Here is a 12942-nt window from a genome sequence, read left to right on the forward strand (position 1 = left end):
AAGCTCGCTCCTACAGAGGGTTACGTATTTCATGACAGATTTACTGATCATCGGCGCCGGCATCCTTGGCCTGTCCCACGCCTACGCCGCCGCCAGGCGCGGGCTCAAGGTCAAGGTGTTCGAGCGCAGCGCCACGCCGCTGGGGGCTTCGGTGCGCAACTTCGGCCAGGCCCTGGTTACCGGCCAGCCGCCAGGCATCATGCTCGACCTGGCGCAGCAAAGCCGTGATATCTGGGGCGAATGGGCCCGGGTGGCGGGCCTGCAACTCAAGCGTAACGGCGCGTACCTGTTCGCCCGTACCGAAGCCGAAGAACATCTGCTTGAAGCCTTCTGCGCCGGGCGCGCCCGCGAGCACGGCTACAACGTCGAGCTGCTGCAAGGCGCGGCCCTCAGGGATTTATACGGCGGCCAGTTCCGCCATCATCGCGCCGCCCTGCATGGCCGCGATGATCAGCAGTTGTATTCGCGCGAAGCGATCCCGGCATTGATCCGCTATCTGAGCCAGGAACTGAAGGTGGAGTTTCACTTCTCCACCCTGGTGCGCGACGTCGAGCCGGGCCGATTGCACAGCACGGCGGGCAGCTTTCGTGGCGAGCAGATCATCGTGTGCGCCGGCCACGACTACCAGACCCTGCTGGCCGAAGCGATCGCCGACCTCAACCCGCAAGTCTGCCGCCTGCAAATGCTGCGCGCGCGACCGGCGGTCAACTTGAACCTGCAACACGCCTTGCTCACCGGTCTCAGTTGCGTGCATTACGGCGCGTTTGCCGACCTGCCGGAAGCAGCGGCGGTGCAGGCGCAGATCCTGCGCGATGCACCGCACCTGCATGAACACGGGATTCACTTGCTGATCAGCCCGACGCCCTACGGCGAGCTGATCATCGGTGATTCCCACCAGTACGGCAGCGACGCGTCGCCGTTCAACGCCGAGCGGGTCGATGACTGGCTGATCGAGCTGGCCGAACAGACCTTGGGCTGCACGGTCCAGGTGGTCGAGCGCTGGCAGGGTGTGTATGGCGCGCGCGGGCCGGGGCCGTTTTCGTTCCTGCGGGCGGCGCCGGGGGTGAGTGCGGCCTTGATGCACACCGGCGTGGGCATGAGCGTGGGGCCGGCGCTGGCCGAGCGCAATATCAGCGGATTGTGGGGCGACACAGCATGAACCCGGAACAGGCGATTACCGAGGTGTTCGGCTTGTACGAACGCCATGGCACGGCGGATTACATCGGTGAGTCGGTGTCGCAGATCGAACACATGTCCCAGGCCGCGCAGTTGGCCATGGCCGAAGGGTTCGACGATGAGGTGGTGTTGGCGGCGTTCTTCCACGATATCGGCCATCTTTGCGACGAAGGCGGCGCGAGCATGGGCGGTTATGGCGTGGTCAGTCATGAGCGGCTGGGCGCCGATTATTTGCGTCGCGCAGGGTTCAGCGAGCGTCTGGCCAGGCTGGTGGAATATCACGTCGAGGCCAAGCGTTACCTGACCTTCAGCCAGCCGGACTATTACGAACGCTTGAGCGAGGCCAGCCGCCGGACCTTGGTGTATCAGGGCGGTGTGATGAGCGCCGAAGAGGCCCGGGCTTTCGAGCAGGACCCGCTCTGCGCCGTGAGTCTGCGCCTGCGCCACTGGGACGAAGAGGCCAAGGTCATGCAGGTACCGGTGCTCGACCTTGAGGTACTCAAGGCCAAGGCCCGGCGGGTGCTGGCGGCGGCTTAAGCTTCGTCGAGGCGCTGGGCCAGGGCTTCGACCTGTTCCTGGCGTTCGGCCTGGCTCAGTTTGGCGTGGGGGTTGAGGGACGACCATTGCGGATGGGCGCGAGCCTTGTGCAAGGCGTCCGGCAACTTGCCTTCGCGCCAGGTTTTGTCCTGAGGCGTGTCGACCTTGATGCTGTGCATCGCCGCGTGGCCGCGCAGGTTCAGGGCCTTGAGCAGTTGGCGCTGGCGCAGGGCGAGCAGGCGCAGCACGCTGTCGTCGACGGTCAGCTCGCGCTGGCCCTTGATCTTGCCCAGCAGGCGGCCGCCATAACTGCGCGCGGTTTGCAGGGCGCCGCCGGCAATCGCACCGGCCAGCGCAGCGGCGCCGAGGGTCAGGCCGCCGACCAGTAAATCCACACCGGCCCCGGCGGCCGCGCCTGCTGCAATCCCGCCACCGACGCGCACGCCGAGTTGCTTGAGGGTTTCCGGGTTGAACAAGTCATCGCCCCAGCGGCCGTCCAGCAGCGGTAAATCGCTGGCGGCGGCGTCCTGCGGGCGAAAGCCAAACAGCTTGAGCAGCGCCTCGACGCACTTCTGTTCGCGCTGGCGCACGGCTTTGCGCAGATCCGCGATGGCTTGCGGCTCATCTTCGCTCACCACGCTGCGTCGACACGCGGCGCAATCGATCAGCAACTCGGCGATCAATCGCGCCGCGCTTTGCAAGCGCGCCTGGCGCTGGGCCTGCTGGTCGAGCACCAGGCGCTCCAGTTGCGGGCGTGCGTTTTCCAGCAGCAGGGCGAGGCTTTCATACAGCCGCCGTTCGCCGTCTTCCGGCGGCGCGACGCTGTCGAACCGCACCAGCGCATGCAGGCCGAGGCGTGCCAGGGCTTCGCGCCAGTCCGGCTCGCGGTGGTCGCTGCTGCTGACAAAGTTGAGCACCGGCAGCAATGGCTTGCCGCAGCTGGCCAGCACTTGCAGCTCGTCGCGGTACTTGGCCAGCACCGGCTCACGGGCGTCGATCACATACAGGCCGGCATCGGATGCGAGCAGTTGGCGCAGCACCTTGGCTTCCTGTTCGAAACGCTGGCGCGCTTCGCTGCCGTCGAGGAAGCGCGCCAGCCGGGCGGGCCCATCGAGGCGTTCGCCGGGACGTTCCAGGCGTTCCAGGTAATCGAGCAGGGCGATGGCATCTTCCAGCCCCGGCGTGTCGTACAGCTCCAGCAAGGCTTCGCCATCCACCGACAGGCGCGCGCCTTCGACATGCCGCGTGGTGCTGGGGCGATGGGAGACTTCGCCGAAGCCTACGTCCCGCGTGAGGGTGCGCAACAGCGAGGTCTTGCCGACGTTGGTGTGGCCGACCACGGCGAGTTTCAGCGGTTTAGTCATGACCGGTCTCCAGCCAGTTCAGCGGCGCGCAGTCGGCGAAGGGCAACTCCAACTGTTGCAGCGCGGTGTGCCAGTCGCCCAGGCGCTCGGCGTCCAGGGCCTGGCCGGGCGGCGCTTGCAGCAGCCATACGCGGGTGGCGGTGGCGCTGCGGGCCAGCTCGGCGATCAGCGCCAGGCTGCCACGGTCCGGCGAGCGGCGAGGGTCGCAGGCGATGGCCAGGCGCGCGGGCGGGAAGCGGCTGAGTTGTTCCAGCAGTTTGTTGCGTGATTCGCGGCTGTCGAGGATGCCGGCGTCTTTCACGTTGGCCGATAGCTTCGGTGGCCAGGGGTGTTGATCGTCCAGCTCGATGGCCACCAGCAGCGCGCCGGCGCTTTGCAGTTCGCTGACGCCGCCGCTGACGTGGTGTAACTGTTCCGGCGCCGCATCGTTGACCCCCAGGCGTTCGCTGCTCGGCATCAGGCGTTCGCGCAGTTGCGCGTAGCCGGGCAGGTTGAGGTCCAGGCGCAAGGCGGCACGCCCGCGTTTCCAGCGCCACAGGCACAAGAGGGCGAGTATCAACCGGGGCAGCAGGCCGTAGACCAGCAACACCCCCACCAGCCAGGCGGCCCAGGCTTGGCGGGCGCTGTCGATATTCAACGCGGAATCGCCGCTGGCGCGGATCATTTCGACGCTCGGCACGTTAAAGCCGAGCAAGGCGGGCAGGCTGCCCAAGGCTTGGGTCACGGCGACAAAAGTGTCGGCGCCGAGGATGGTGGTTTCCCACACAAAGCCGTAGCGCCGGGTGGCGAGCAGCGTCAGCAGGATCACCAGCGCGCTGAGCAACGCCAGCAACCACAGGCTGTTGACCAGCACACCGACGGCCCAGCGATTGAGTTTCTGGCGCTGCAACAACAGCAGCAACGCCGGCGCCAGCTGTGCGGCCTTGGCATCACGGGCGAATTTCTCGCTGAGCCACAACCACAAGCGCCCAAGGCTGGCACTGTGCTCGCCGGCAAACAGCAGGCCCAGGGCCCAACTCAACAACAGGATCAGGTTCAAACCGAGCAGGCTGCCCAGGGCCCAGAACACATTCACCGGGGCCAAGCCGTTGCCCAGCGCGGCAAAGGCCAATCCGGCGCCGCTGACGACCGCCACGATGGCCAGCAACACCAGCGCCAGGCGCGCGCCTTGCAGCCAGCGGGTGAGGGCGGCGCGCAGACCATCGCGCTCGGCCAGGTGCAGGGCGCGGTTCTGGATGCGCGTCGACAGGTCGCCGCCGGCCGTGCGGGCCAGGCGGTTGGCTTCCAGGTCGTCCAGGGGGCCGGCGTGTTCTTCACGCAGGCGCACGGTTTCCGTCAGCCAGAGTTTTTGCAGGGGGGTCAGTGCAGTCACGCGTTTTCCAATCGTGGCAGTGAGCCTGGAGCATAACCGCTGTACAGCCGATTGGGGAAAGCTGCGCGGGGCTCTGGTATTCTCGTCGCCATGAAAAAAACTCTCCCTCTCAGCCTGATCGCGGCCCTCGGTGAAAACCGCGTGATCGGCGTCGACAACAGCATGCCCTGGCATTTGCCGGGGGATTTCAAATATTTCAAGGCCACCACGCTGGGCAAGCCCATCATCATGGGGCGCAAGACCTGGGACTCCCTGGGGCGACCGCTGCCGGGGCGGCTGAACCTGGTGGTCAGTCGTCAGACCGATCTTGCGCTTGAAGGTGCGGAAGTTTTTCCGTCACTGGAAGCGGCGGTCGAGCGGGCCGACGCCTGGGCGCGGGAGCACGGCGCGGACGAGCTGATGCTGATCGGCGGCGCGCAGTTGTATGCCCAGGGGCTTGCACAGGCCGATCGCCTGTACCTGACCCGCGTGGCGCTGAGCCCGGAAGGGGATGCGTGGTTTCCAGCGTTCGATGAGAACCAGTGGAAGTTGGTTTCCAATCTTCCGAACCCCGCCGAAGGGGATAAACCGGCTTACAACTTTGAAGTCTGGGAAAAAGCCTAAACGCATCAGGTGCCGCCTGTCGTTTTTGGACTCAGTAGTTGGCGTCCAGGCGTATGGCAATGGCGGCATCAGAACGTAAGCGGTCGTGACCGGACGAAAACTGTCACAGGGATTTGTTAGCGTCGATGTCTTTCACTCAGGGAGACAACGCCTATGAAGCTCGCGCCGAAATTACTTGTATCCGCTGCATTCTGCCTTGGACTCGCCAGCCAGGCATTCGCCGACACCGAGTTGAAACACTGGCCGGCCCCGGCCGCCAAGCAACTGAACGAAATGATCGCCGCCAATGCCAACAAGGGTAACTTCGCGGTCTTCGACATGGACAACACCAGCTACCGCTACGACCTCGAAGAGTCCCTGCTGCCCTACATGGAAAACAAGGGCCTGATCACCCGCGACAGCCTCGACCCGTCGCTCAAGCTTATGCCGTTCAAAGACACCGCCGACCATAAGGAAAGCCTGTTCAGTTACTACTATCGCCTGTGCGAAGTGGACGACATGGTCTGCTACCCCTGGGTGGCCCAGGTGTTCTCCGGTTTCACCCTCAATGAACTCAAGACCCAGGTCGATGAGTTGATGGCCTCCGGCAAGCCCGTGCCTGTCAGCTATTTCGAAGGCGATGTGGTGAAGCAATCCGAGGTGCAACCGCCGAAGGTCTTCACCGGCCAGGCTGAGCTGTACAACAAGCTGATGGAAAACGGCATCGAGGTGTATGTGATGACCGCCGCATCGGAAGAACTGGTGCGCATGGTCGCGGCTGATCCGAAGTACGGCTACAACGTCAAACCCGAGAATGTCATCGGCGTGACCACCTTGCTCAAAGACCGCAAGACTGGCGAGCTGACCACCGCGCGCAAGCAGATCGCGGCCGGCAAATACGACCAGAAAGCCAACCTCGGCCTGGAACTCACCCCGTACCTGTGGACCCCGGCGACCTGGATGGCCGGCAAGCACGCGGCGATCCTCACCTACATCGACGAATGGAAAAAACCGGTGATCGTCGGCGGCGATACCCCGACCAGCGACGGCTACATGCTGTTCCACGATGTGGACGTGGCCAAGGGCGGCGTGCACCTGTGGGTCAACCGCAAGGACAAATACATGGCCCAGCTCAACGGCATGATGGCCAAGCACGCGGCGGCCCAGGCCAAGGAAGGCTTGCCGGTGACGGCGGACAAGAACTGGGTGATCGTCAAGCCTGACGAAATCCAGTAACTACGGGGGTTCGCCTCTCCCACATGTTGGCCTCCAGGGTTTGGAGGTTTTCTCCAGGCAAAAAAATGCCCCGCACCTGGCGGGGCATTTTTATCGGCTAGCCTTACAGGCCGTCGAGCATTGCCTTGTTACGCACAGCACCTTTGTCGGCACTGGTGGCCAGCAGGGCATAGGCTTTCAGCGCGGTAGTGACTTTGCGCGGACGCTTCTCCACCGGCTTCCAGCCTTTCTTGTCCTGTTCGACCCGACGCGCGGCCAGTTCTTCGTCGCTGATCAACAGGTTGATCGAACGGTTCGGAATGTCGATCAGCACTTTGTCGCCATCTTGCACCAGGCCAATCGCGCCGCCGGCAGCGGCTTCCGGCGATGCGTGGCCGATGGACAGGCCCGAAGTACCGCCGGAGAAACGCCCGTCGGTCAGCAGCGCGCAGGCTTTGCCCAGGCCCTTGGATTTCAGGTAGGACGTCGGGTAGAGCATCTCCTGCATGCCCGGGCCGCCTTTGGGGCCTTCGTAGCGGATGATCACGATGTCGCCTTCTTTGACTTCGTCGGCGAGGATGCCGCGCACGGCGCTGTCCTGGCTTTCGAAGATCTTGGCGTTGCCTTCGAACACATGGATCGACTCGTCCACGCCGGCGGTTTTCACCACGCAGCCGTCGAGGGCGATGTTGCCGTACAGCACGGCCAGGCCGCCTTCTTTGGAATAGGCGTGCTCGACACTGCGGATGCAGCCGTTTTCACGGTCGGCGTCCAGGGTGTCCCAACGGGTCGACTGGCTGAATGCAGTCTGGGTCGGGATGCCCGCCGGGCCGGCCTTGAAGAAGGTGTGCACGGCTTCGTCGTCGGTCTGGGTGATGTCCCACTTGGCGATGCCTTCGGCGAGGGACTTGCTGTGTACGGTCGGCAGGTCGGTGTGCAGCAGGCCGCCACGGGCCAGGGAACCGAGGATCGAGAAAATCCCGCCGGCGCGGTGCACGTCTTCCATGTGGTACTTCTGGATGTTCGGCGCGACCTTGCACAGTTGCGGCACGTTGCGGGACAGACGGTCGATGTCGCGCAGGTCGAAATCGATCTCGGCTTCCTGGGCGGCGGCCAGCAAGTGCAGGATGGTGTTGGTGGAACCGCCCATGGCGATGTCCAGGGTCATGGCGTTTTCGAACGCCTTGAAGTTGGCGATGTTGCGCGGCAACACCGACTCATCGTTCTCGCCGTAGTAGCGCTTGCACAGCTCGACGATGGTACGGCCGGCCTGCAGGAACAGCTGCTCGCGGTCGCTGTGGGTGGCCAGGGTCGAACCGTTGCCCGGCAAGGCCAGGCCCAGGGCTTCCACCAGGCAGTTCATCGAGTTGGCGGTGAACATGCCGGAGCACGAACCGCAGGTCGGACAGGCGCTGCGCTCGTATTCCGCGACCTTCTCGTCAGAAGCGCTGGAATCGGCGGCGATGACCATGGCGTCGACCAGATCGAGGCCGTGGGAGGCGAGTTTGGTCTTGCCGGCTTCCATCGGACCGCCGGAGACGAAAATCACCGGGACGTTGAGGCGCAGGGCGGCCATCAGCATGCCAGGGGTGATCTTGTCGCAGTTGGAGATGCACACGATGGCGTCGGCGCAGTGGGCGTTGACCATGTACTCCACGGAGTCGGCGATGATCTCGCGGCTCGGCAGGGAATACAGCATGCCGTCATGGCCCATGGCGATGCCGTCATCCACGGCAATGGTGTTGAATTCCTTGGCCACGCCGCCAGCGCGTTCGATCTCGCGGGCGACCAGTTGGCCCAGGTCCTTGAGGTGGACATGGCCGGGGACGAACTGGGTGAACGAGTTGGCAATCGCGATGATCGGCTTCTTGAAGTCGTCATCTTTCATCCCGGTGGCGCGCCACAGTGCGCGGGCGCCGGCCATGTTGCGGCCGTGGGTGGATGTTTTCGAGCGGTAATCAGGCATTGGAGCACTCCGGGCGGCTAATCAGATGTCAAAGGGGAGTGAGCTTCTATGGACGTCTGGAACACCCGAAAAATGGCACTGGTGTCCGGAAGTTGCCGCAAACGTTACGGGATCGCCGTGCGCAGTGGCCTTGAGCTCATAAACCCGCCGGGGGATGACTGGCGATGAATAGGGCCGATTCTACACCGTCTTCCTGTAGGCGCGAGCTTGCTCGCGAAAAACGTCAACGATAACGCAGCGCTAGCGGGAGGCCCGCGTTGCCTGTTCGTTTTTCGCGAGCAAGCTCGCTCCTACAGGGGCGGGACATATTCAGAACCACTGTTTACAGGCCGGGCGAAGTCGGTCCGCCTACCGTTTCTCTTCCACTCACAGAAGAGGACGAAGGAATGTCCACCCAGCAACATGCACATCGGCTGCGCATCGGGCGCTATTCGGAGTCGGGCCGTGTTTACCTGCTCACGGCGGTTACCCATCAACGGCAATTGGCTTTTCAGGACTGGCGCATCGGCCGCCTGCTTGTCAGTGCGTTCAGGAAAGCTCAGGAAGACGGCGAGGCGACTTCGCTGGCCTGGGTGGTCATGCCTGACCATTTCCACTGGCTGGTCGAGTTGCATAACGGCGACTTGCCAAGGCTGATGCGCAGCACCAAGTCGCGAAGTGCCCGCGCCATCAACAAGGCCAGGTGTTCGTTCGGGACCTTGTGGCAAAAAGGCTATTTCGACCGCGCACTGCGTCGGGAGGAAGACTTGAAGGCAATGGCCCGTTATATCGTGGCCAATCCCTTGCGGGCAGGGCTGGTCAAACATATCGGCCAGTACCCGCTATGGGACGCCATCTGGTTGTAACCTCTTCTCCCCTGTAGGAACGAGCTTGCTCGCGAAGATCGTCAACGATGACGCAACGCTATCAGGTAGCCCGCGTCGTCTATGGGTTTTCGCGAGCAAGCTCGCCGCTACAGGGGGAAAGTGTCAGTGTCCGACCCGCGTATTGGTCAGCCAACCCCACAGGCTGAAAATGATAAAGCTCACGGCAATCGTCATCAGCAAATGACTGCCGGTTTGCGCGAGCGCTGCGCTGCTGACGGCAGCGGTGAGGAACATGATGCTATTGCCCGCCGAAGCCGCCGTCCCCGCGCAGCTAGAAAACAACACCATCGCTGCCGAAATTGCAGCGGGCCGAACCAGGGTGACCGCCAGTGCGCTGATAAGCATCGGGATGAGCAGGGTTACCGTGGTAATGGTTTTAAAGAGGACGACCAGCGTCAGCAGCACACCCGCGAGGAGCAGTAACCCGAGGCCGATGTTGATTTGTCGGGGCAGCGAGATGCGCTTTTGCAGGTACGAGGCCGCCACACCACCGATCAGGTAGGCCACGCCGTACACTATTAGCACCAGCGCGTATTGGTATTCGGAGAGCTTCAGTGCATCCATGAAGATCAGCGGTGTGACGCTGACCAGCGCGAAATAACAGGCGAACACCAGTGCGGCGATCCACCAGTAGCGCAGGAAGTCGCGATTGGCGGCGACCGTTTTGAGCGTGCCGAGGATCGAGGCGGGCGCGCGGAGCGGGCTGGCAGCTTTGGAGGGCAAGATGCAAAACGCATGGATCAACATGCCCAATGCCATGAGTGCAAACCCATAGAAGCTCCCTTGCCAGTCGAAGGTGGTTTGCAGCCAGGAGCCGATCAGCGGTGACAATGCGACAAACGAGCCGCTCAGGGTCATGTAATAGAGGCGCACCCGGGCTCGATCCTGTTCGTCGAACAGGTCTTCCACTAGTGCATGGCCCAATACGAAGAAACCGCAGCCCATGGCCTGCACTGTGCGAAACAGCAGGAGGGTCAGGTAGTCCGACGCCAGGGCACAGCCTATTGCGCCGAGAATCGATAGCGTGATGCAGCCGAGCAGCACTTCCTTGCGCCCGCATTTGTCCGACAACGGGCCGACGATCAGTTGGGATATGGAGAAGATCAGGGTGAACAGGCTGATGGAGAGCGCGACGTCGGCCGTCGGAGTGTCGAATTGGGCGGCCAGTGCGGGGAATGAAGGCAGGAGAATATTGATCGGGAAGAAGCTGATCAGGGCAATGCAGGTGATCAGGATGAAGCGGGAAAGTTGTTGGCGTTTTACCTCGCCACTGAGGGCGGGAGAGCGGAAGGGCTCAGACATGAGTGGTAATTTCCGGAGTAAAACCAGAAACCGATACTAGTCAGCGAAAAATTGAATTCAATCAAATCTATTGTGCGAAGCGTCCCGTAATGGTGTACGCCGCCTCTGTAGGAGCGAGCTTGCTCGCGAAGATCGTCAACGATGACGCAACGCTATCAGGTAGCCCGCGTCGTCTATGGGTTTTTCGCGAGCAAGCTCGCTCCTACAGGGGGACGGTTTCAGTCTTTAGCTATTGGGCAGTAACCGGCAGGTGATGCTCTTGATGTAGCGTGTCTCGACAATCGCCGGGTGCACCGGGTGATCCGGGCCCTGGCCGCCGCGTTCGAGCATCTGGATGTTGCGGTCCAGGTGGCGGGCGCTGGTCAGCAGGATGTTTTGCAGGTCGTCTTCCGGCAGGTGCATCGAGCAGGAGGCGCTGACCAGGATGCCGTCCTTGCTGAGCAGGCGCATGGCTTGCTCGTTGAGGCGACGGTAGGCACCTTCGCCGTTTTTCATGTCTTTTTTGCGTTTGATGAAGGCCGGTGGGTCGGCGACGATCACGTCGAAACGTTCTTCGCTGGCCTTGAGTTCTTTGAGGGCTTCGAATACGTCGCCTTCGATGCAGGTCATTTTTTCGGCGACGCCGTTCAGCGCGGCGTTGCGCTCGACGCCGTCGAGGGCGAAGGCCGAGGCGTCGACGCAGAACACTTCAGTGGCGCCGAAGACCGCAGCCTGCACGCCCCAGCCGCCGATGTAGCTGTACAGGTCGAGGACGCGCTTGCCTTTGGCATACGGGGCCAGGCGGGCGCGGTTCATGCGGTGGTCGTAGAACCAGCCGGTTTTCTGGCCCTGGATTACCGGAGCTTCGAATTTCACGCCGTTTTCTTCCAGCGCGACCCACTCCGGTACCAGGCCGAATACGGTTTCGACGTAGCGGTTGAGGCCTTCGGCGTCGCGCGCGGCGGAGTCGTTCTTGAACAGGATGCCGCTGGGCTTGAGCACTTGGGTCAGGGCGGCGATCACGTCGTCTTTATGGGCTTCCATGGTCGCCGAAGCGATCTGTACCACCAGGATGTCGCCGAAACGGTCGACCACCAGGCCCGGCAACAGGTCGGAATCGCCGTAGACCAGGCGGTAGAACGGCTTGTCGAACAGGCGGTCGCGCAGGGACAGGGCGACATTCAGGCGGTGCACCAGCAGCGACTTGTCCAAAGGCAACTTGATGTCACGCGACAGCAGGCGCGCGCAGATCAGGTTGTTCGGGCTCATGGCCACGATGCCCAGGGTCTTGCCGCCGGCCGCTTCGAGGATGGCCTGGTCGCCCGCCTGGAAGCCGTGAAGTGGGGTGGCGGCCACGTCGATTTCGTTGCTGTAGACCCACAGGTGGCCGTTGCGCAAACGACGATCGGCGTTGGCTTTGAGACGCAGGCTTGGCAGGGACATGACGTCGCTCCGGAAAAAAGAGCGGGAGTATACCGTGTTGCACTACATTTCGCGGCTTGGCCTGATGGGCTGCAGGAGCGAGCTTGCTCGCGAAGACCGTCCACGCTGACGCAGCGCTATCAGGTAGGCCGCGTCATCCATGGTTTTTTCGCGAGCAAGCGCGCTCCTGCGGGAGCGGGTTGCCATTCGGGTTTTTGAGGTGTCGGTCAGCTTCCCATCGGGGTTAGAATCGGCGCCTAGCCCAGAGTATGTACTTATGCACCCAGAGCTTTCCGCCGAACAGATCCAACAGGCCCTGCAAGGCATCAGCGTGCCGCCTCAACCGCAGATCATGGTGGATTTGCAGATGGAGCAATACATGCCCGACCCGGACCTGGAGGTGATCGCGCGGTTGATCGCCCAGGACCCGGGCCTGTCCGGCGCATTGCTCAAGATCGTCAACTCGCCGTATTACGGCCTGACCAACAAGATCGCCTCGATCCAGCGCGCCGTGAACCTGTTGGGCAGCCGCTCGATCATCAACCTGATCAACGCCCAGTCGATCAAGGGTGAGATGAACGATGAGACCATCGTCACCCTCAACCGCTTCTGGGACACCGCCCAGGATGTGGCCATGACCTGCCTCACCCTGGCCAAGCGCACCGGCGCCCAGGCGGTGGACGAAGCCTACGCCCTGGGGCTGTTCCACGATTGCGGCGTGCCGCTGATGCTCAAGCGTTTCCCCAATTACATGTCGGTGCTCGAAGAGGCCTACGGCAATGCCGGGGCTGACTCCCGCGTGGTGGACACCGAAAACAATGCGTTCAACACCAACCATGCGGTGGTTGGCTACTACACCGCCAAGTCCTGGCGCCTGCCGGAGCATGTGACCGACGCCATCGCCAATCACCACAATGCCCTGGCGGTTTTCAGCGATGAGTCGTCGCGCAATTCTCAGCTGAAAAACCTGCTGGCGATCCTGAAGATGGCCGAGCACATCTGTTCGTCCTACCGGGTGCTGGGCAACCAGACGGTGGATCATGAGTGGAATGCGGTGGGCGATCTGGTGTTGGACTACGTGGGCCTGTCGGACTACGACTTCGATAGCCTGAAGTTGTCGATCCGTGAGCTGGGCGCGCACTGACCCTTTCACCCCGAGGT

Annotated in this window: 11 protein-coding genes; 6 read left to right on the forward strand and 5 right to left on the reverse strand. The window is 62.7% G+C overall.

Annotated elements, in window-relative coordinates; all coding sequences use genetic code 11:
• The first annotated feature begins 31 nt into the window (after positions 1 to 31).
• Positions 32 to 1159 (forward strand): TIGR03364 family FAD-dependent oxidoreductase, encoded by a 1128-nt coding sequence (locus BLR63_RS24175; RefSeq protein WP_010564426.1) that lies wholly within the window; start codon positions 32 to 34, stop codon positions 1157 to 1159.
• Positions 1156 to 1713 carry a phosphonate degradation HD-domain oxygenase gene (locus BLR63_RS24180; protein ID WP_010564425.1) on the forward strand — a complete coding sequence of 186 codons (558 nt, stop codon included), beginning with the start codon at positions 1156 to 1158 and terminating at the stop codon, positions 1711 to 1713. The genes BLR63_RS24175 and BLR63_RS24180 overlap by 4 nt, the downstream gene beginning before the upstream one ends.
• On the opposite strand, the gene BLR63_RS24185 is transcribed toward BLR63_RS24180, so the two are convergent.
• Together BLR63_RS24185 and BLR63_RS24190 are read right to left on the reverse strand one after the other, a co-directional pair.
• Positions 1710 to 3077, reverse strand: a complete 1368-nt coding sequence (locus BLR63_RS24185) for a DUF3482 domain-containing protein (RefSeq protein WP_010564424.1) — start codon at positions 3075 to 3077, stop codon at positions 1710 to 1712. The genes BLR63_RS24180 and BLR63_RS24185 overlap by 4 nt on opposite strands.
• Complete coding sequence (locus BLR63_RS24190) at positions 3070 to 4449, reverse strand: DUF2868 domain-containing protein (protein ID WP_010564423.1); 1380 nt, start codon at positions 4447 to 4449, stop codon at positions 3070 to 3072. Before BLR63_RS24190 ends, BLR63_RS24185 begins: the two co-directional genes overlap by 8 nt.
• A gap of 90 nt (positions 4450 to 4539) precedes the next feature.
• On the opposite strand from BLR63_RS24190, the gene BLR63_RS24195 reads away from it, so the two are divergent.
• Together BLR63_RS24195 and BLR63_RS24200 are read left to right on the forward strand one after the other, a co-directional pair.
• A complete protein-coding gene (locus tag BLR63_RS24195; RefSeq protein WP_010564422.1) occupies positions 4540 to 5052 on the forward strand; it encodes a dihydrofolate reductase in 513 nt (170 codons plus the stop codon).
• Positions 5053 to 5205: 153 nt separating this feature from the next.
• Positions 5206 to 6267 carry an HAD family hydrolase gene (locus BLR63_RS24200; RefSeq protein ID WP_010564421.1) on the forward strand — a complete coding sequence of 354 codons (1062 nt, stop codon included), beginning with the start codon at positions 5206 to 5208 and terminating at the stop codon, positions 6265 to 6267.
• Positions 6268 to 6370: 103 nt separating this feature from the next.
• Here the strand turns inward: BLR63_RS24200 and ilvD are convergent, their stop codons facing one another.
• Complete coding sequence (gene ilvD / locus BLR63_RS24205; RefSeq protein WP_010564420.1) at positions 6371 to 8212, reverse strand: dihydroxy-acid dehydratase; 1842 nt, start codon at positions 8210 to 8212, stop codon at positions 6371 to 6373.
• A gap of 386 nt (positions 8213 to 8598) precedes the next feature.
• On the opposite strand from ilvD, the gene BLR63_RS24210 reads away from it, so the two are divergent.
• Positions 8599 to 9057 (forward strand): REP-associated tyrosine transposase, encoded by a 459-nt coding sequence (locus BLR63_RS24210; protein WP_010564419.1) that lies wholly within the window; start codon positions 8599 to 8601, stop codon positions 9055 to 9057.
• A 123-nt stretch (positions 9058 to 9180) separates the two neighbouring features.
• On the opposite strand, the gene BLR63_RS24215 is transcribed toward BLR63_RS24210, so the two are convergent.
• Positions 9181 to 10380: an MFS transporter gene (locus tag BLR63_RS24215; protein ID WP_010564418.1), complete on the reverse strand. Its 1200-nt coding sequence runs from the start codon at positions 10378 to 10380 to the stop codon at positions 9181 to 9183.
• A 225-nt stretch (positions 10381 to 10605) separates the two neighbouring features.
• A complete protein-coding gene (locus tag BLR63_RS24220) occupies positions 10606 to 11802 on the reverse strand; it encodes a class I SAM-dependent rRNA methyltransferase (RefSeq protein WP_010564417.1) in 1197 nt (398 codons plus the stop codon).
• Positions 11803 to 12112: 310 nt separating this feature from the next.
• Here BLR63_RS24220 and BLR63_RS24225 point away from each other — a divergent pair, with 310 nt between their 5' ends.
• Positions 12113 to 12925, forward strand: a complete 813-nt coding sequence (locus tag BLR63_RS24225) for an HDOD domain-containing protein (protein ID WP_179130341.1) — start codon at positions 12113 to 12115, stop codon at positions 12923 to 12925.
• Positions 12926 to 12942 lie beyond the last annotated feature (17 nt).

Source organism: Pseudomonas extremaustralis (assembly GCF_900102035.1).
Taxonomy (GTDB): Bacteria; Pseudomonadota; Gammaproteobacteria; order Pseudomonadales; family Pseudomonadaceae; genus Aquipseudomonas; species Aquipseudomonas extremaustralis.

Bases quoted from the DNA above. Each gene is read 5' to 3' on its own strand.
- BLR63_RS24185 (WP_010564424.1), bottom strand. From the start codon at position 3,077: ATGACTAAACCGCTGAAACTCGCCGTGGTCGGCCACACCAACGTCGGC.
- BLR63_RS24200 (WP_010564421.1), top strand. From the start codon at position 5,206: ATGAAGCTCGCGCCGAAATTACTTGTATCCGCTGCATTCTGCCTTGGA.
- BLR63_RS24215 (WP_010564418.1), bottom strand. From the start codon at position 10,380: ATGTCTGAGCCCTTCCGCTCTCCCGCCCTCAGTGGCGAGGTAAAACGC.
- BLR63_RS24210 (WP_010564419.1), top strand. From the start codon at position 8,599: ATGTCCACCCAGCAACATGCACATCGGCTGCGCATCGGGCGCTATTCG.
- BLR63_RS24180 (WP_010564425.1), top strand. From the start codon at position 1,156: ATGAACCCGGAACAGGCGATTACCGAGGTGTTCGGCTTGTACGAACGC.
- BLR63_RS24195 (WP_010564422.1), top strand. From the start codon at position 4,540: ATGAAAAAAACTCTCCCTCTCAGCCTGATCGCGGCCCTCGGTGAAAAC.
- BLR63_RS24175 (WP_010564426.1), top strand. From the start codon at position 32: ATGACAGATTTACTGATCATCGGCGCCGGCATCCTTGGCCTGTCCCAC.
- ilvD (WP_010564420.1), bottom strand. From the start codon at position 8,212: ATGCCTGATTACCGCTCGAAAACATCCACCCACGGCCGCAACATGGCC.
- BLR63_RS24220 (WP_010564417.1), bottom strand. From the start codon at position 11,802: ATGTCCCTGCCAAGCCTGCGTCTCAAAGCCAACGCCGATCGTCGTTTG.